19 protein-coding genes are annotated in these 16,474 nt (G+C 70.9%); 11 read left to right on the top strand and 8 right to left on the bottom strand.

From position 1 onward, the window contains the following. The first annotated feature begins 68 nt into the window (after positions 1-68). The gene (locus LQ940_RS06825) at positions 69-926 is read left to right on the top strand and encodes a 3-methyladenine DNA glycosylase (protein ID WP_231242247.1); all 858 of its coding nucleotides are present in this window, start codon (positions 69-71) and stop codon (positions 924-926) included. Further along, the gene (locus tag LQ940_RS06820; RefSeq protein ID WP_231242246.1) at positions 923-1,261 is read left to right on the top strand and encodes a hypothetical protein; all 339 of its coding nucleotides are present in this window, start codon (positions 923-925) and stop codon (positions 1,259-1,261) included. Before LQ940_RS06825 ends, LQ940_RS06820 begins: the two co-directional genes overlap by 4 nt. A gap of 10 nt (positions 1,262-1,271) precedes the next feature. Here LQ940_RS06820 and LQ940_RS06815 read toward each other — a convergent pair whose 3' ends face one another. The 3 genes from LQ940_RS06815 to LQ940_RS06805 all read right to left on the bottom strand — a co-directional run bounded on the left by LQ940_RS06815 (position 1,272) and on the right by LQ940_RS06805 (position 4,427). Continuing rightward, positions 1,272-1,664, bottom strand: a complete 393-nt coding sequence (locus LQ940_RS06815; RefSeq protein WP_231242245.1) for a hypothetical protein — start codon at positions 1,662-1,664, stop codon at positions 1,272-1,274. Between the two features lie 109 nt (positions 1,665-1,773). Next, on the bottom strand, positions 1,774-3,000 hold the full coding sequence (locus LQ940_RS06810) for an HNH endonuclease signature motif containing protein (protein WP_231242244.1): 1,227 nt from the start codon (positions 2,998-3,000) through the stop codon (positions 1,774-1,776). Positions 3,001-3,854: 854 nt separating this feature from the next. Continuing rightward, the gene (locus LQ940_RS06805) at positions 3,855-4,427 is read right to left on the bottom strand and encodes a TetR/AcrR family transcriptional regulator C-terminal domain-containing protein (protein WP_231242243.1); all 573 of its coding nucleotides are present in this window, start codon (positions 4,425-4,427) and stop codon (positions 3,855-3,857) included. A 98-nt stretch (positions 4,428-4,525) separates the two neighbouring features. Here LQ940_RS06805 and LQ940_RS06800 point away from each other — a divergent pair, with 98 nt between their 5' ends. The 3 genes from LQ940_RS06800 to LQ940_RS06790 are packed head-to-tail and all read left to right on the top strand — an operon-like array spanning position 4,526 to position 6,454. After that, positions 4,526-5,134 (top strand): biotin transporter BioY, encoded by a 609-nt coding sequence (locus tag LQ940_RS06800; RefSeq protein ID WP_231242242.1) that lies wholly within the window; start codon positions 4,526-4,528, stop codon positions 5,132-5,134. Between the two features lie 10 nt (positions 5,135-5,144). Continuing rightward, entirely contained in the window at positions 5,145-5,840 is a 696-nt protein-coding gene (locus tag LQ940_RS06795) for an energy-coupling factor ABC transporter ATP-binding protein (protein ID WP_231242241.1), read from the top strand. Next, positions 5,837-6,454, top strand: coding sequence for an energy-coupling factor transporter transmembrane component T family protein (locus tag LQ940_RS06790; RefSeq protein WP_231242240.1), 618 nt, complete (start codon positions 5,837-5,839; stop codon positions 6,452-6,454). The genes LQ940_RS06795 and LQ940_RS06790 overlap by 4 nt, the downstream gene beginning before the upstream one ends. Here LQ940_RS06790 and LQ940_RS06785 read toward each other — a convergent pair. Together LQ940_RS06785 and LQ940_RS06780 are read right to left on the bottom strand one after the other, a co-directional pair. Further along, on the bottom strand, positions 6,445-6,708 hold the full coding sequence (locus tag LQ940_RS06785) for a hypothetical protein (protein WP_231242239.1): 264 nt from the start codon (positions 6,706-6,708) through the stop codon (positions 6,445-6,447). The genes LQ940_RS06790 and LQ940_RS06785 overlap by 10 nt on opposite strands. Before the next feature lie 21 nt (positions 6,709-6,729). Next, positions 6,730-7,137, bottom strand: a complete 408-nt coding sequence (locus tag LQ940_RS06780) for a VOC family protein (RefSeq protein WP_231242238.1) — start codon at positions 7,135-7,137, stop codon at positions 6,730-6,732. A 114-nt stretch (positions 7,138-7,251) separates the two neighbouring features. On the opposite strand from LQ940_RS06780, the gene LQ940_RS06775 reads away from it, so the two are divergent. The 3 genes from LQ940_RS06775 to LQ940_RS06765 are packed head-to-tail and all read left to right on the top strand — an operon-like array spanning position 7,252 to position 10,925. Further along, positions 7,252-7,953: a response regulator transcription factor gene (locus LQ940_RS06775; protein WP_231242237.1), complete on the top strand. Its 702-nt coding sequence runs from the start codon at positions 7,252-7,254 to the stop codon at positions 7,951-7,953. After that, complete coding sequence (locus LQ940_RS06770) at positions 7,950-10,475, top strand: DUF4153 domain-containing protein (protein ID WP_231242236.1); 2,526 nt, start codon at positions 7,950-7,952, stop codon at positions 10,473-10,475. Before LQ940_RS06775 ends, LQ940_RS06770 begins: the two co-directional genes overlap by 4 nt. A 45-nt stretch (positions 10,476-10,520) precedes the next feature. Beyond that, positions 10,521-10,925, top strand: coding sequence for a hypothetical protein (locus LQ940_RS06765; protein WP_231365081.1), 405 nt, complete (start codon positions 10,521-10,523; stop codon positions 10,923-10,925). A 201-nt stretch (positions 10,926-11,126) separates the two neighbouring features. Here LQ940_RS06765 and LQ940_RS06760 read toward each other — a convergent pair whose 3' ends face one another. After that, positions 11,127-11,657: a hypothetical protein gene (locus LQ940_RS06760; protein ID WP_231242234.1), complete on the bottom strand. Its 531-nt coding sequence runs from the start codon at positions 11,655-11,657 to the stop codon at positions 11,127-11,129. Then, positions 11,627-12,043 (bottom strand): hypothetical protein, encoded by a 417-nt coding sequence (locus tag LQ940_RS06755; RefSeq protein WP_231242233.1) that lies wholly within the window; start codon positions 12,041-12,043, stop codon positions 11,627-11,629. Before LQ940_RS06755 ends, LQ940_RS06760 begins: the two co-directional genes overlap by 31 nt. A 72-nt stretch (positions 12,044-12,115) precedes the next feature. Between LQ940_RS06755 and LQ940_RS06750 the strand changes: the two genes are divergently transcribed. Together LQ940_RS06750 and LQ940_RS06745 are read left to right on the top strand one after the other, a co-directional pair. Further along, positions 12,116-13,393, top strand: a complete 1,278-nt coding sequence (locus tag LQ940_RS06750) for a hypothetical protein (RefSeq protein WP_231242232.1) — start codon at positions 12,116-12,118, stop codon at positions 13,391-13,393. A gap of 354 nt (positions 13,394-13,747) precedes the next feature. Beyond that, positions 13,748-14,224 carry a VOC family protein gene (locus LQ940_RS06745; protein ID WP_231242231.1) on the top strand — a complete coding sequence of 159 codons (477 nt, stop codon included), beginning with the start codon at positions 13,748-13,750 and terminating at the stop codon, positions 14,222-14,224. A 254-nt stretch (positions 14,225-14,478) separates the two neighbouring features. Here LQ940_RS06745 and LQ940_RS06740 read toward each other — a convergent pair whose 3' ends face one another. After that, the gene (locus LQ940_RS06740; RefSeq protein WP_231242230.1) at positions 14,479-15,780 is read right to left on the bottom strand and encodes an HNH endonuclease; all 1,302 of its coding nucleotides are present in this window, start codon (positions 15,778-15,780) and stop codon (positions 14,479-14,481) included. Between the two features lie 377 nt (positions 15,781-16,157). Between LQ940_RS06740 and LQ940_RS06735 the strand changes: the two genes are divergently transcribed. Continuing rightward, positions 16,158-16,400 carry a hypothetical protein gene (locus LQ940_RS06735; protein WP_231242229.1) on the top strand — a complete coding sequence of 81 codons (243 nt, stop codon included), beginning with the start codon at positions 16,158-16,160 and terminating at the stop codon, positions 16,398-16,400. Positions 16,401-16,474: the final 74 nt, after the last annotated feature.

The following is a 16,474-nucleotide window of genomic DNA, read 5'->3' as shown; positions in this document are numbered from 1 at the left end:
AGCGACCGGTGCCTGGTTCTCCCCATCCGGATCAGGAGCGCGCAGAGCCGCCGTTCTACGCTGGCTCGGTGCAGCTGCTGGGACGCTCGTCGTGGGAGCCGCGGGCGAGCGCCCACGCGGCCCGGGTCGATGCGTTCGTGCGGCCTCACCTCGAGCGCCGCGGCGCCCGCGTGAAGCACCCGGTGCACGACTTCCTCTTCACCTACTACTCCCAGCGACCCGCCCAGCTGCGCCGCTGGCACCCCGGCTTCGGCGTCACCCTCGAGGACGCGCCCGAGTACGACGGGCTGAAGGGCTACGTCGGCGGCACGGTCTCCGCCGACTTCGTCGCCTCCCAGCGCCCGCTCGTCGAGTCGATCCACGCGCTGCTCTCCGCGACCGCCGCGCGGCCGCCCCACTTCGGCTGCTTCGGCCTGCACGAGTGGGCGATGGTCTACCGCCTCGCCGAGGACGAGACCCGGCACGCCGACTGGCCGCTGCGCCTCGGTGGCGCCGGCACCGACGCCGTGGTCGAGTCACACAAGGTCGCCTGCTCGCACTTCGACGCCTACCGCTTCTTCACCCCACCGGCACGCCCGCTCAACACCCTCTCCCCCGGCCGCGACGACCGTCCGGCGTACGAGCAGCCGGCCTGCCTGCACGCCGGGATGGACCTCTACAAGCACGCCTTCCGGCTCACCCCGATGATCTCCTCGGACCTCGTGGCCGACTGCTTCGAGCTGGCCCGCGACATCCGGGAGCTCGACATGCGGGCGGCGCCGTACGACCTCGCCGACCTCGGCTTCGAGCCGGTGCGCATCGAGACGCCCGAGGGGAAGGCGGCCTACGTCGAGGCGCAGCGGTCCTTCGCCGAGCGGGGCGCGCCGCTACGGGAGCGGCTCGTGACGGAGTGCGCACGTCTACTGGGAGAAGGAGCAGCACCATGATCCTGCGTCGCTGGCGAGGAGCCGTCCGGCCCGAGGACGCCGAGGCCTACCTGGCCCATCAGAGCAGCACCGGGGTGCGGGACTACCGCGCCACCCCCGGCAACCGCGGCGTCGTGGTGCTGCGACGAGCCGTCGGCGACCTCGTCGAGGTCGTCACCCTCTCCCTGTGGGAGTCCATGGACGACGTCCGGCGCTTCGCCGGCGAGGAGCCCGAGGTCGCCGTCTTCTACGCCGGCGACGACGACCTCCTCGTCGAGAAGGACCTCCACGTCGACCACTACGACGTCGTGGACACCGACCTCGACCCCCTGCTCCTGTCCGACCCGGCGAGCTGAGCCGGCGGGGTCAGCGCATCCGGATGGTGCGCTCCTTGGCCCCGCCGCCGACCTTCTTCACCCGGACCTTGAAGACGTCCGCGCCGGCGGTGTCGCGGTGGAAGCGGTCGATGTCGATCTCGCCGTCGCGGTCGGCCCGGCGCACCGTGTTGACGAAGACCCGTCCGTCATGACGCAGGACGACGCGCCACCTGCTCCCGGGCCGGGCGCGGTCGATGCTCACCTCGACGTCGAAGCGTCCGTCGTCCTTCTCCACCTTGAAGTCGACGTCGGCGCCCGCGAGACGGAACTCGCGCTTCTGCTCGGGTCCGTCGGCGTGGGCCGGACCGGCGATCATCGTCACCGGCGCGGCGACGAGGGCGGCGGCAGCGAGGGCGGCGGTGACCTTGCGGGACTTCGGCATGAGGCTCTCCTTGGCATCGGTTGATGACTCCACGCTCCGGCGGGCGGATGAGCGGCTCATGAGGCGAACATGAGACGGCCCTCATGGTCATGCGTCGCGGTCAGGTGGCTCACTCGCGCTTGGTGAAGGCGACCTTCCCGCCGGGAAGGTGGGTCATCGAGTAGTCGAGGTGGTGGGCCAGGGTGTGGTGGCGTCGGCAGAGCAGGACGCCGTCCTCGACGGTGGTGGCACCGCCTTTAGACCAGGGCGTGAGGTGATGTGCCTGACACCACGCGGAGGGGCGTTCGCAGCCCGCGGCGTAGCAGCCGCCGTGCTGAACGGCCAGCGCGATGCGTTGGGCCTTGGTGTGGAACCGGGCCTTGCGTCCCAGGTCGAGGACCTGCGACCGGGTGCCCAGGACGGCGGGGATCACGCCGGCCTGGCAGGCCAGCGTGCGGGCCAGGGCGGGGCTGATCCGGGTCCCGGTGTCGAGCTGGGCCGCCTTCAACCCGCCCATCAGCGTCTCCAGGCTCATGGTCACCACCACGGTGGCGTCCATTCCGCCGGAGTCCGGGAGCCGGTCGACCGGGTAGCGCTGCACGTACTCGATCAGGGCGAGCCCCATCCCGTGCGGGCTGGACCCTTCGCCGCCGGCTTTCGGGTTCGCGAGCGTGCCGAGGTGCTTGCGGAACCGGTCCGCGACGTGGGTGGGGATCTGGAAGCGGCCGTAGGTGGTGCCGTGGCCGTCGTCGTGCATCGTGAGCCGGGCCTTCTGCTCGGCACGCCGTTCTTCTGCTTCGAGGGCCTTGGCCTCCTGGGCTTCGCCGACCTCGGGCGCGACGACGTCGAGGATCCGTCTGCCCAGGACCCGCAACGCTCTCGCGTCGTGGTGCGCGGCCTGGCCCAGCAGGTGCGCACGCGCCTCCGCGCGGACCTCGGGTGGCAGGTCCTCGGGCAGGGCATCGACGGCTTCGACGATGACCTGGGCCTGGTCGGTGAGGATCACGCCTTTTGCGAGCGCGGCGGCGATGGTGTCGTGGCGCTCGAGGGCGTGGGCGAGCTTCATCGCTGCGGCGGTGGCGCGTTGGGTCTGGTGGGTGGTGTGGGCCCAGTAGACCGCGGTCGAGGTCGCCCCGGTCTCGGTCCCGATCTGGGTGGTGTCGGCGTGTGCGGCCAGGCGCAGCGTGAGCTCGTCGGCCTGGGCGCGCAGCCGGGTCGCATCGGCCAACGCCTGGGCGGTCTCGGCGGGGGTCATCGACCACACGGGGGTGTGGTTGAGGTCGGCGACCTGGGTGCGCAAGCGTGCCACTCCGGCGGCCACGGGGTGGCTCGCGGTGGGGGTGGCGGGGCTGCTCATAGGACTACTCAACCAGGCCCCACCGACAGTGGCAGGGTCGAGAATCCCCTTTATCCACAGGGCATTCTCGCTCCTCGGTGGTCGAGGCGCGAAGGCGCACTGGCCCCCTCGGTGGTCGAGGTGCGAAGGCGTGCAACGCCTGAGCCTCGAGACCCGGTGACATGACCGCCGTACCCCGGGATGCTTCTCGGCTCACCGGGTCTCGAGGCTCGTCGCTGGCGCTCCTCGCACCTCGACCACCGAAACCGACTCGTTGCTGGCGCTCCTCGCACCTCGACCACCGAGGCGGCGCGGGCCTTCGGTGGTCGAGGTGCGAAGGCGCCCTGGCGCCTGAGCCTCGAGACCCGGTGACGTGACTAGCGACCTGACCGCCGTACCCGAGGCCGCTTGTCGACTCACGGGGTCTCGAGGCTCGTCGCTGGCGCTCCTCGCACCTCGACCACCGAAACCGACTCGTTGCTGACGCTCCTCGCGCCTCGACCACCGAAAGGGGCGGGCCCCTTCGGTGGTCGAGGTGCGAAGGCGCCCTGGCGCCTGAGCCTCGAGACCCCCGCAGCCCGGCCGCCGTACCCGAGGCCGCTTGTCGACTCACGGGGTCTCGAGGCTCGTCGCTGGCGCTCCTCGCACCTCGACCACCGAAACCGACTCGTTGCTGACGCTCCTCGCACCTTGACCACCGAGACGGCCCGGGCCTTCGGTGGTCGAGGTGCGAAGGCGCCCTGGCGCCTGAGCCTCGAGACCCCCGCCACCCGACCGCCGTACCCCGGGGCTGCTTGTCGGCTCACGGGGTCTCGAGGCTCGTCGCTGACGCTCCTCGCACCTCGACCACCGAAACCGGCTCGTCGGTGGCGGTGCTAGAGCTGTTGGTGGAGGTCGGTGGGCTGGCGCAGGCGGATGCCGTCGACGACCAGGGCCAGGCCGAGGTCGAAGTCGGAGGCGTCACGCGGCTCGTCGTCGATCGCGCCGGCGCTGCCGGCCTGCAGGTGGGCCTGCTCGTCGATGGCGTGGCCGAAGACGAAGTGCAGCAGGGTGCGGGCGGCGGTTCGCGACAGGTCGTCCGGGAAGCCGCCGCGGGCGAGCGCGTCCAGCAGCGCGTCGTACGGCGCCGAGGCGCCGAGGCCGAACGCGTGCACCGTGGCCACGAGGTCGGCGCCGTCGCGGTAGGCCAGCATCGCGTCGCGCAGCTGGGTGCACACCGCGACCACGCGCGCGTCCCACCGCCGCTCGGGCATGGGCCGCGCCCCGCGCGCGAGGACCTCGTCGGCGACAGCGGCCAGCAAGCTCTGCTTGTTGGCGAAGTGGTGGTAGAGCGCGCTGGGCTGCACGCCCAGCTCGCTGCCCAGGCGGCGCATCGTCAGGTCCGAGAGCCCGTAGCGGTCGAGCACCTCGATCGCCCGCTCGACGACGTCCTGGCGGTGATAGCGCATGTCGCTCCTCCCACCTCGTTGACGGCAGCGGCGGACTCACCCTAGCCTGAACACCGTTCACCTGACCACCGTTCAGGTGCCGATCCGGAGGACCAGGCATGAGCGTGACCGAGACCCCCGGCACTCGCAGCGAGCGGCGCCCGCGCCTGTCGACGACGGACCTGGCTTTGATCGCGGCGTTCGCCGCGCTCATCTCGGCCTGCGCCTACGTCGGCGCCATCCCGGTCGGCGGCGCGGGGGTGCCGATCACCCTGCAGAGCTTCGCGCTCATGCTCGCCGGCTGCCTGCTCGGACCGGTGCGCGGCTTCCTCGCGGCCGCGCTGTACCTCGGCCTGGGCGCCATCGGGCTGCCGGTCTTCGCCGAGCACTCCTCGGGCCTCGGCGTCTTCACCGGTGCCAGCGCGGGCTACCTGTGGTCCTTCCCGTTCGCCGCCGCCCTCGCCGGCTTCCTGGTCAGGTACGTCGCCGGGCGCGCGCGCAAGACCCGCGCCGTGTTCGTCTTCCTGTGCTCGCTCGCCGGCAGCGTCCTCGTCGTCCACCCGATGGGCATCGTCGGGATGAAGCTCTTCTTCGACGTGCCGTGGTCGGACGCGGTCGGCTACGACGCCCCGTTCTGGCTCGGCGACCTGGTCAAGACGACGCTCGTCGCGCTGATCGCCGCCGAGGTGCACCGGGCCTTCCCGCAGCTGCTCCATCCCCGCCGCTAGTCTCCGCGCCATGGCGAGGATCGAGCTGGACGGCGCGGCCGTCACCGTCGACGTCCCCGACGGCGAGCGCACCATCCTGGGCCCCACCACGCTGACACTGACCGAGCGGCGCGTCGGCGTCATCGGCGCCAACGGCTCCGGCAAGTCGACCCTGGCGCGACTGCTCAACGGCCTGGTGTCCCCCACCGCGGGCCGGGTCCTCGTGGACGGGCTGGACGTCGCGCGCCAGGGCTCCGCCGTACGCCGGCTGGTGGCGTTCGCGTTCACCGACCCGGCCGCGCAGCTGGTGATGCCGACCTGCGTCGAGGACGTCGAGCTGTCGCTGCGCAGGAAGGAGCGCCACGCTGGTCGCCGACGCGAGCTGGCGCTGGCGGTGCTCGAGCGGTTCGGCCTGGCCGGCCACGCCCACGTCAGCGTGCACGCCCTCTCGGGCGGTCAGAAGCAGCTGCTCGCGCTGGCCGGGGTGCTGGCCACTGAGCCGTCGGTGCTGGTCGCCGATGAGCCGACCACGCTGCTGGATCTGGCCAACACCCGGCGCGTGGCCGAGCTGCTGTTCGGGCTGGAGCAGCAGCTGGTCCTGGTCACCCACGACCTCGAGCTCGCCCGCCGCTGCGACCGGGTGCTCGTCGTCGACGACGCCCGGGTCGTCTTCGACGGCGGCGCCGACGCCGCCGTCGACCACTACGTCGCGTCGGCCACGGCGTGAGCGGCTCGATCCTGGTCGGCGTCTACCAGCCGGGCGAGACCCTCCTGCACCGGCTGCCGGTCGGCGTGAAGGTGATCGGCCTGGGGGCCTTCAGCCTGACCGTCGTCCTGGTCCGCGACGTCGGCGCGTCCTGGGTCTTCCTCGCGGTCGCCATCCTCCTCGCCCTGCTGGCGCGGGTACGGCTCGCGGTGCTGGTCCGCGCTGCCCGGGTCGTGCTGCTCTTCGCGGTCTTCGTCGCGGGGCTGCAGTGGTGGTGGTACGGCCGCGACAAGGCCGTCGAGACCCTCGTCGACCTGCTGGCGCTCGCGCTCGCGGCCGTGCTCGTCAGCGCGACGACCCCGGTCAACGCGATGCTGGACGCGCTGGTGCGCTGGATCCGGCCGCTGCGTCGGGTCGGCGTCGACCCCGACCGGGTCGCGTTGACCTTCGCCCTCGCGATCCAGTCACTGCCCGGCACGGTCGCACTGGCGCTCGAGACCCGCGACGCGGCCCGCGCCCGCGGCCTGGGCCGCCACCCCCGCGCCTACCTCACGCCGTTCGTGGTCCGGGTCGTCGCCCGCGCGCACGAGACCGGCGACGCGCTGCACGCCCGCGGCATCGGCGACTACGAGTAGCGGTGGCTCTTGGCCGCGTGGCCGGCCTCGCGGGTGCACGTGCGCCCGCTCATGTTGCGGTGGCCGCACAGCTCCTCGCTCGCGGTCACCGGCCCGGGATCGGCGGCCAGGGCCTTCGCCGCCGCGGCCGCCTTGGACGGCTTCGCCTCGGGTGCCACCTTGGGCCGGGCTGCCGGCTTGGTCGCCTTGGCCGCCTTCTGGGCTGCGGCGTACTTTGCCTCGCGCATCGCGCGCAGGCCGTCCATCTTGCTCATCGTCCACTCACGGGCATGAGCCTAGGCCCCGGCGCCGACATCCTCCGGCGGGGGCTGGTTCAGGAACCATCGGTGCCCGAACGGGTCCCGGAAGACCGCGACCCGGCCGGCGGGCGGGCTGTCCTCGGGCCCGCGGTCCAGCACGACCCCGCCCGCGACCACCCGGCGGCAGAGCGCGTCGACGTCGGTGAGCGTGAGGTGCAGAGTCACCGCGGCGCCGCGGGACGGGTCCGGGGCCATGACGCCCAGCTCGACGAACTCGTCGGACATCATCCAGCGCGCGCCGTCCAGCGCGAGCTCCACGTGGCCGGTGCGACCGTCCGGCATCACGATCGGCGGGTAGACGACCTTGGCGCCCAGCGTCTCGACGTACCAGTCGACGGCGATCTCGCAGTCGGACACGCAGAGGTACGGCGTCAGCTGGCTCATCGCACCAGCGTCCTCCTGCGGCGCGCGCACCGCCACCCCCAGGCCTGCACACCTGCACACAACCTTCACGAGTCGTCCGCCGCCTGGGGGCGATCGCACTCCTAGGCTCGGCTCATGGCCGTCACCGCACCGTTGATCCTCGTCGTCGAGGACGAGCCGGTGATCAACGAGGCGGTGGCCGACCGGCTGCGCGGGGCCGGCTACGACGTCGTGCAGGCCTGGGACGGGCCGGCCGCGGTGGCGCTGTGCGCGCAGGCCGCACCCGACCTGGTGGTGCTGGACGTGATGCTCCCGGGCTACGACGGCCTCGAGGTGTGCCGACGGATCCAGGCCGCGAGACCGGTCCCGGTGCTGATGCTCACCGCGCGCGACGACGAGGCCGACATCCTGGTGGGGCTGGGCGTGGGGGCCGACGACTACCTCACCAAGCCGTTCCGGATGCGCGAGCTGGTCGCGCGGGTGGGAGCGCTGCTCCGACGCGTCGAGCGGGCCGCCGAGCTCGCCGAGCGCTCCCCCACCGAGCTCGACGACCTCGGCGACCTGCGCATCGACGAGGGCGCGCGCCGGGTCCACGTGGGCGGTGAGGAGGTGCACCTGACGCCGACCGAGTTCGACCTGCTGCTCTGCCTTGCCGGCAGTGCCCGCACCGTGCTGACCCGCGAGCACCTGTACGCCGAGGTCTGGGGCTGGTCGGGCGCGTCGGGGACCCGCACGGTGGACAGCCACGTCAAGGCGCTGCGCGCCAAGATCGGCGCCCACCGCGTGCGGACGGTGCACGGTGTCGGCTACGCGCTGGAGCCCGGGGACCCGGCGTGAGCGGCCCGCTGCTGGACCAGGTGACCTCGGTCAAGGTGAAGCTCGGGGTGCTCGTGGCCGTGAGCGTCACGGTGGCCGCCGTGGTCGCGACGGCCGGCGCCGCCAGCGACGTCCCGGTCTGGCTCTACCTCCCGGTCACGGTCGCGCTCGCCCTCGGCGTGACGCAGCTGCTCGCGGTGGGCATGACCTCGCCGCTGCGCGAGATGACCGCGGCGGCTCGGCGGATGGCTCGCGGCGACTACTCCGGCCGGGTCACGGCCACCTCCAGCGACGAGGTCGGCGAGCTGGCCCGCGCCTTCAACCGGATGGCGGAGGACCTGGCCGCGGTCGACCGCCAGCGCCGCGAGCTCGTCGCCAACGTGAGCCACGAGCTGCGTACGCCGCTCGCCGCACTGTGCGCCGTACTCGAGAACCTCGCGGACGGCGTCGCCGAGCCCGACCCGGTCGCCCTGCGCACCGCTCTCGACCAGGCCGAGCGGCTGTCCGCGCTGGCCTCCGACCTCCTCGACCTCGCCCGTGTCGACGCGGGCCAGGCGCCGCTCGCCACCGCGGCGGTGCCGGTGCGCGACCTGCTGGAGCGGGCCGTCGCGGAGGCGCGGGCGACGGCGCGCGAGGTGACCTACGACGTCCGGGTCTCGCCGCCCTCGCTCAGCGTCGAGGCCGACCCGGACCGGCTGCACCAGTTGGTCGCCAACCTGCTCGACAACGCCTCGCGGCACAGCCCGCGCGAGGGAGTCGTCACCGTCACCGCGGCGGAAACGGGCATCGGCTGGCGGCTGGAGGTGGCCGACGACGGCCCCGGCATCCCCGCGACCGACCGGGACCGGGTCTTCGAGCGCTTCGGGACGCTGGCGGAGGTCGAGGGCGGCGGCGGCACCGGCCTCGGGCTCGCGATCGCCCGGTGGGTCACCGACCTGCACGGTGGCTCGATCCACGTCGTGGATCCGCAGCCGCCCCGCACGGGCGCCCTGGTGCGCGTCGACCTCCCGCTCGAGCCGCGAACGAGCACCGCCGCGACCGCGCCGGCCCACCCGCCTACCCCATCGTCCGCTCCCCCGGCGACGGCGCCGTGGCCGGCGACCGAGGCCCCCCAGCCCGCGCTGGACGCCCTGTTCGGGCGGTTCTGGCCCGACGCCGTCCCCGGCAGCCTGGGGGCGGTGCTGGCCAGCCTCGCGGTGGGCCTGCTCGCCGCCGTCGTCCTGCCCTACCGCGACCCGGGGCTCGGCGCCACCGCGCTGCTGCTCGCGGCCGGCGGTGTGGTCCTCGCCTTCAGCGTGCACCGCCGCTCCCCGTTCACGCTGGGCTGCGCGGCGTTCTGCGCGCTGCCTGCCTCGACCGTGGCCGTGCGCGACGCGGACTGGATCGTGTTGCTCTGCCTGTTCGCCGGCGGTGCGGTCTGCGTGGCCGGGGTCGTCCACGGTCGCACCCTGCCGGCGTTCGTGCTGGCCGGCCTCGCGTGGCCCCTGGCCGGGCTGCGCGGGCTGCCCTGGCTCGGCCGCTCCCTGCGCGGGGTCGCCGGTCTCAGCGCGAGCGCCGCGGCCTTGCGCACCCTCGTGTGGTCGGTGCTCGCGCTGCTCGTATTCGGACTGCTCTTCGCGTCGGCCGACGCGGTCTTCGCCGAGTGGGTGGGCGCGCTCGTCCCCGAGCTGGAGCTCGAGTCGTTCGTGCTGCGCTCGTTCCTGACCGTCGCGGTGGGCGGCCTGGTCCTGGCGGCGGCGTACCTCGCCCTCAACCCGCCGCACCTCGAGTCCCGAGGCGGGCCGCCCCGTCCCGTCGCCCACCGCTACGAGTGGCTGGCGCCGGTGCTGCTCGTCGACGCCGTCTTCGTGGTGTTCCTGCTGGCTCAGGCCACCGTCGTCTTCGGCGGCCACGACTATCTCGAGCGCACCACCGGGCTCACCTACGCCGAGTACGTCCACCAGGGCTTCGGGCAGCTCACGGTCGCCACCGCCCTGACCCTGCTGGTCGTCTGGGCCGCCGCCCGCAAGGCGCCGCGCGCGACCCCCGCCGACCGCGCCTGGCTGCGCGGCGCGCTCGGCCTGCTCTGCGTCCTCACGCTGGTCGTGGTCGGCTCCGCGCTGTACCGGATGCACGTCTACCAGGAGGCCTACGGTTTCACCCGGCTGCGGCTGCTCGTTGACGTCTTCGAGGGCTGGCTCGGCCTGCTGGTGCTCGCCGTGCTCGCCGCGGGCGTAACGCTGCGCGCGGCGTGGTTGCCCCGCGCCGCGCTGCTCAGCGGCGCCGGCCTGCTGCTCGCCCTGGCCGCGATCAACCCGGACGCCTGGATCGCCCGCCACAACCTGGACCGGTACGCCGAGACCGGCAAGGTCGACTGGACCTACCTGCGCGGCCTCTCCGACGACGCCGTCCCGGTGCTCGCCGAGCTCCCCGCCGACGAGGCCGCCTGCGCGCTCGCTGGGCGCGAGCCCGCCGACGACGACTGGCTCTCCTGGAACCTCGGCCGGCACCGGGCAGCCCCGTACCTGAGCGACCCGCTGCCCCCGGACGCCCGCTGTTTCTAGGACTCCTGAGCCTTTGGGGTGAGCACATCGAGCGCGATAAAGCCCTTGGAGCTGGTCCTCACCACCGTGCTGGTGTACGTCGCGATCGTGATGGCCACGTCGCTGACCGTCGAGTTCGTCGCCTCACCGACCGAGTCGACGACGGCTCGCCTTCTGGTCCTCGCGCTGGTGGCCCTTCTGGTCTCGTGGCCCGCCGCCCGCGCCGGACCCCGTCGTACGCACGGGCCCAGTCCGACCCCGAGACCGCCGAATGCCGACCCGAGTCCGCGGCGGAGCAGGCTGCTGATCGGCTACTGGGCCTGCGCGGTCGGCGTCTCCTCGCTCTACGTCTACATCACCTTCTTCCCGAGGGACGAGCCCCCGTGGAGCCTGATCAGTGTCCTGCCTTGGACCCTCATCTCGGTCGGCTTCCTGATGACGGGCTGGGTCCACAGGACACCGCGCAGCTGAGCGCCCGCAGGACGCCCGGGCCGGGCCGCTCGTGCACCGACCGACCGCTCGTGCCGAGAGCCGGTCGGCCTAAGCGCTAGGGCATCCCGCCCCACAAAGACGCAGGTGCGCAGCGCCAGATGGACGTGGGCCAGCGTCATCGGGCTCACCCAGAGGGGACCCGCCAGTTCTGATTCTCCTATCCGATCAAGCACGGCTCCGCTAAGGGATCTGATCCAACCACTCCCCGAGCTGTTCGGGTTTGCGTGGCATGAACGTCTGCATTGGTTGGAGTTCCCGCGCGGTCGTAACGGCGTTCCAGACGTGTTTATCGGTAAGAACGGCGTCGCAGTACGCGACCGCGGCGCTCGCTGCGTCGATGTCGTGGACGTCGTTCATTGACCACGAGCGTTGCGGGTTGCGGTGGTACGAGCACTTCATCGAGATCGTCACGCGTGTTGACGGCATCGATTCGGCGAACGCGAGAGCGCTCTCGCGGCCACCACCCATGACGTCCTCCATTGATGCGCCGACGCTGTGGAGTTCAGCATTGAATGCGTCGAGCCACTCGTGCGTCAGTTCGCGGGCACTGACTGCATCACGCAGACGTTCTGTCCGGAACTGGCGGTGCTGAGGGTTTTGAAGGATTTCGATGAAGTCCGTCTCGAAGTCCAGTCTGCTTCGCGTCGCTGATGCAAGGTCGGCTGTGGCATTCGAGAGCGCTAGAGGCTGGGAGCCGTATTCGGCAGCCAAAACGCCGCTGAGAGCTGCGCGGTCGAGATCGCGCTCGGCCTGGCGAAACGTCGGTCGAACTCGACGGGATCAAGAGCCGCGTTGCGGGCCGCGTCTGTGACCGTCTCCATCACCTCGGCGCCGTCGCCGCGTCGACCCAGATCTGGAATGCCAGCCATCTCGACGTAGTGGACCGTCGAGAGGGGGAACACTGTCCGTCCATCCGCTTGGGCGCGCAGCACCGCAGACATGAGTCCGGCGTAGTGGCGGAACGCGTGGTGACCGTGCGCGTACTTCGCGAGGTTGATGAAATGGTTGAGATCTAAGTACACGACCTTCGCTCGCGTAGGCCGCACCAGGGTGGTGGGCCACACCAGGGGAATGCGGGCCACCCGGTCATGAGACATCCCTCGATCCTCTCTCGCACCACCGACGTCGACCTACCCGGTTTTCGCTGCCACGGTACTGAGCGGACGCGGATGTCGGCGCCGGCTCGTACTGTTGCGGCATGGCCGATAGCGACGTCTTCATTATCTCAGCCGAAAAGTACAAGTTCTGGGCCCATTGATCATGAGAAACGGCAGGTCACCATTGTCCCTCAAGAGGGCGAGAACCTCACCGGGCCACTCGGTGACGACGCGTTCGTCGCTCTTCCAGACATCGCCCACTCGATCTTTGACTGGGAGAAGTTCTGGATCACCACCGTCACCCGCCGTCACCACACGATTCAAACGATGGGCTACAACGCGGCTAGCCAGAAAGAGGTGAGGCCGCATCGTCCGACCGTCTACTTGGACCAGAACAAATGGAGCGAGCTCGCTAGGGCTGTGCTCGTTCCTGAGCGAGTTCGGACCAGCGAAGAGATGTACGCGGCACAGGAGATCGTGCGTTTCGCCTCCGACGATGGCGTGATCTTGCCCTTGTCCGCGGCCCATTTGCTAGAGACTTCAGGGTTGAGTGGGGACCGTCGCTACGAGGTGGGCGTCACGATCGCGAGCTTCTCCGCCGGGTGGCAGATGCGGCATCCGTGGAAGGTGTTCGAGCAGGAAGCGATTGAGGCTCTCGCCAGGCGGCTGCCTGACAAGTACATCGACACTGGTCGGCCCGTGGTCACGACCGAACCCAACGCGTGGATGCAGGACACCGACACGATGGGCTTGGGTCCGCGACCCGAAGCGAACACGGCGCTGTTCATCTCGATGCTCAGCGCAGCAGGCGTGATGGTCCAGGAGTTAATCGACCCTGAAGCGGAACAACGAGAATCTATTGCGGTCTGGGTAAGCATCCATGAGCGGATCACCGACCAGTTTAAGACGCTGAAACTGCAGAAGGACCAGCGGCGGGCTCTGGCGCGTCGACGGTTCTGGAACGAGAACATTGGGACGTATCGACAAGCGCTGTCCAAGGTCTTCGGGACCATCGACTTCCCGACGTTCTCCGACAAGGAGCTGAAGAAACTCCTGCGAGAGGGCCGAATGACGGCTCTCCTCAGCGAGCTGTTCGCAACACGGTTCGTAGATCAGTCGACGAAGTGGCAGTCCAACGACTTGGTCGACATGCTCTATCTCTCGTGCGCTGCGGCTTACTGCGACTACGTCGTCGCTGAGACCAAGACTGCGACCCATCTCCAACAGATCCAGCGGAGGCTCGGGATGAAGATCAACGTCTTTTCGAACCTCCAGACCCTCGTCGAGGCGCTCCATGCTGACGGGCTGACGACTGACACCGAGCGAAGCAGCAGGGGCGAGACGAGCTAGTCGGCCCTCGGCGACCGATGGCGGTCGGGTCTGCTGCACGAACTGGCGACAGGTTGACGTCTCACCAGTGCGTGCAGCAGACCCGGCTGTTGTGCGGCCTCCGTGCGACGCGCCGTGCGCCCGCGTTGCCGCGTTGAGGGGCGGCTACGCACACCCGTATCTGGCAGCCGTTGATCGTGCGCGCTCCGAGATGCGTCCTACCACCGCGAGACGGACGCACAGACCTACTGAGAGTCGCTTTCCAACGTCAGGACGTCGTACGAGCCGGCCGCCGTTCAACGAGGACACTGGCCGCACCAGCGCAAGCGGTCGAAGACCAACCGTGCGTCACGACCACCACGCTACGGTCGGTGGGTGAGCGACGAACCTCCGGTGCGCGTGGCGCTAAGGGTCCATGATGTGTCCGGCGCTGCAGCCCTGTACGAAGAGCTTGGCTTCGTTCAGACAGGGACAGTCCCGGATCCAAGCGGTCTCGTGCTGATGGCGATCCTGCGACGGGGACCGTTGCAGCTGCTCGTCGACGCGTTAGAGGGGATCCCGTTCCCCGAAACTGAGCGCGAGCGGCTCACGAAGGCCGGCCCTCGGGGTCTCGGCGTGGTCATCGGCGTCGAGGTGGATGACGTCGATGAGATGGCCCGACGCTGCGAGGTCGCAGGATGCGTGATCACGGCGGGACCTGAATCTGCTCCCTGGGGCGAGCGTTACGTGGAGGTCGAGGACCCGTACGGGTACTCCTGGAAGTTCTTCCGTGTGCTGCTTGATCCGCCCGATGACGGCTTACAAGCGGCAGCGGACATGTGGTTCGGAACCGCGCGGGCCCCTGAGGGCTAAGGGGGTGATCGTGCTTCGCCTCTGACGCGGGCCCACTGCTTCTCGAGGCATGACGACCAAGCGCGCCCGGTGTCACGGTCCCGGGGTACCGGGGCGGCCCATCGCGCTGACTTGATGTCGCGCGCCAGCCATCGGGCCTGGCCGTCGCTCGCGAGGATCATCGGGGGTTCGACACGATCGGCGGATGCGTCTTCCGCCGCTGATGGCACGACGCGGTTGCGGGTCGACAAGACCGGTCTCCAAGGACCGTGGCATCAAGCGGTGAGTTCGTACCCGGGTCGCCCGGGTGAGGTGGTGACCGAGGCGGCGCCGGGTGGGTCGGGGGCGCGGGAGCGGTGTCGGTGACCGGTGGGGGTGGTGGTCTCCACGGTGTGCCGCCCGTCCGGGGCGGCGGTGGGGGTGGCGCTCCAGCCGGGGGCCTGCTTGGCGAGGTTGCAACGCTGGCACAGCCCCTGGGTGTTGGCCGCGGTCGTCGGACCACCGTCGTCCCACGCGATGACGTGGTCGATCTCGCGGATCGGGGCACCACACCACGGGGTACGGCACAGGCCCTGGTCCCGGGTGACCACGAACTCGGCCAGGCCGGCGGGAGCGAAGCGGGCGCGGGAGTCCATCGCGACCAGCTCCCCACCGGTGGGGGCGAGGTAGAGGCGACGGATGAAGGCCCGCGCTTCGCGGGCGGCGTCGGCGACCAGGTCCCGCGCCCAGGCGGCGGGCACCGGGCCGTAGCCGGCCAGGTGTGCCGCCTCGGCCGATGTCCCGAACAGGGACCGGTCGCTCATCACGACCTTGACCTCGACCGTGGGGGTCTGCGTGGCGGGGGCGCCGGTGACCCGCTCGACCAGGGTGTCGGCCATGACCTGACCCCGGCTCCGCCCATCCCCCCGAGCCCGGGCAGCGTGGGCCGCGGTCAGGATCGTGGCGTAGACGCGCACCGCCTCCTTGACCGGAAGCAGCGCGGTGACCCAGGCCATCGTGTCCGGTGCGGGCCGGATCGAGACGTGGCGCTCGGACTCGGCGCGCCGGGCACGCTGAACGACCGCAGCAGGGTCCAACTCGGCCGCGAGCGCCTTGGTCGCGCGCTCCAGGCCGAGGTCGCTCATCGTCGCCGCCGCCTGGGCCCCGGCGCACAGGCGCTCATCGACCACACGACGATCGGCCAGGGACAGGCAGGCGGTCTCGCGGACCAGGATCGTGGCGCGCCACTCGTTGAGCCAACCCGCACGCATCAGCGCACGGGTGTGCGGCATCTCCTCGAGGGCCTTAGCCAGACCGAGCAACCGGGCACCCTTGTTGGCCGACTCGCGCCGCGCCAGCCCGATCTGCTCCGCGATGCCCTCCCCCACCCGCCGAGGGGGGACGCCGGCTGCGACCTGGGCCGCACGCTGGGACACTTCGAGGCGCACCGCGGCCGCGGCCTGCGCCGCGGACGCGGCGGACTTCAGCCCCTCCGCCGCGCGGAGCACCTCGATCAGCTCGGCGTCTGAGAGGTCGCCCGGAATCTCCGCGAGGGCGGTCTGCGCCTCCCGGAGCTGGGTGATCAACGGCTCGAACATGTGATCGATATTACGTCTGCCCGCCGACATCCTCGCCGAGCTCGACCCGGGCGGGGGAGGACGGCGATGCAAAGGGTTGCTGTGGACAGAACCTGGCCTCCCGGACGGCAGGAGCGTGACGGCGAGGTGGTTTCGAGGCTCGCTTCGCTCGCACCTCAACCACCGAAACGGGACCGGGCTCGCAGCTCAACAGCCACATACCGTCGCGCGTTCCACCTCGCGGTCACCAACCACAGCCCAGCACCTCCAGGCTGCGTTCGCGATCCCCACAGTCATATCGTCGCTTGCGGGCCGAGGACCTTCGAGCGGCGTGCAGTCGGAGGCATCGCCGGAGGGGGTCCTGGGCACGTGTCGGCGGCCTGATGCATCCTCGTGCCATGGTCGCCGAGGACAACGTGGAGCTCATCTACCGCCACATGCGCAAGCTGGACGAGTTCGTCACGCCCGGCGCCGCCGCCAAGCGGCTGGGCTACGACCGGTCGACCCTAAGCGTCGCGTTCAGAGAGGGACGCGAGCGCGGGCGGTACGAAACCCGCGACAGCGCAAAATGGACGAACCCCATCACCGGCGGTCCGGCCACCGAGTACCGGGCCGTGCCTCGGCACTCGTCGCGACCCTGAGGGAAGTCGACGCGCGTCCTGCCTCCTTCCAACGCGAGTCGGCTAATACTCCAGACCACCTGCGTCGTACCCGG

Origin of the sequence: Nocardioides sp. cx-173, assembly GCF_021117365.1 — a bacterium.
GTDB lineage: Bacteria > Actinomycetota > Actinomycetes > Propionibacteriales > Nocardioidaceae > Nocardioides.
Note: the sequence above shows the minus strand (reverse complement) of the source record. Positions and strands in the feature narration are given on the sequence as shown.

Excerpts from the sequence above, each read along its gene's own strand:
- LQ940_RS06750 (WP_231242232.1), top strand. The coding sequence starts at position 12,116 with ATGTCGGCGCCGGCTCGTACTGTTGCGGCATGGCCGATAGCGACGTCT.
- LQ940_RS06775 (WP_231242237.1), top strand. The coding sequence starts at position 7,252 with ATGGCCGTCACCGCACCGTTGATCCTCGTCGTCGAGGACGAGCCGGTG.
- LQ940_RS06795 (WP_231242241.1), top strand. The coding sequence starts at position 5,145 with ATGGCGAGGATCGAGCTGGACGGCGCGGCCGTCACCGTCGACGTCCCC.
- LQ940_RS06735 (WP_231242229.1), top strand. The coding sequence starts at position 16,158 with ATGGTCGCCGAGGACAACGTGGAGCTCATCTACCGCCACATGCGCAAG.
- LQ940_RS06810 (WP_231242244.1), bottom strand. The coding sequence starts at position 3,000 with ATGAGCAGCCCCGCCACCCCCACCGCGAGCCACCCCGTGGCCGCCGGA.
- LQ940_RS06755 (WP_231242233.1), bottom strand. The coding sequence starts at position 12,043 with ATGTCTCATGACCGGGTGGCCCGCATTCCCCTGGTGTGGCCCACCACC.
- LQ940_RS06800 (WP_231242242.1), top strand. The coding sequence starts at position 4,526 with ATGAGCGTGACCGAGACCCCCGGCACTCGCAGCGAGCGGCGCCCGCGC.
- LQ940_RS06820 (WP_231242246.1), top strand. The coding sequence starts at position 923 with ATGATCCTGCGTCGCTGGCGAGGAGCCGTCCGGCCCGAGGACGCCGAG.
- LQ940_RS06805 (WP_231242243.1), bottom strand. The coding sequence starts at position 4,427 with ATGCGCTATCACCGCCAGGACGTCGTCGAGCGGGCGATCGAGGTGCTC.
- LQ940_RS06815 (WP_231242245.1), bottom strand. The coding sequence starts at position 1,664 with ATGCCGAAGTCCCGCAAGGTCACCGCCGCCCTCGCTGCCGCCGCCCTC.
- LQ940_RS06740 (WP_231242230.1), bottom strand. The coding sequence starts at position 15,780 with ATGTTCGAGCCGTTGATCACCCAGCTCCGGGAGGCGCAGACCGCCCTC.
- LQ940_RS06785 (WP_231242239.1), bottom strand. The coding sequence starts at position 6,708 with ATGAGCAAGATGGACGGCCTGCGCGCGATGCGCGAGGCAAAGTACGCC.
- LQ940_RS06780 (WP_231242238.1), bottom strand. The coding sequence starts at position 7,137 with ATGAGCCAGCTGACGCCGTACCTCTGCGTGTCCGACTGCGAGATCGCC.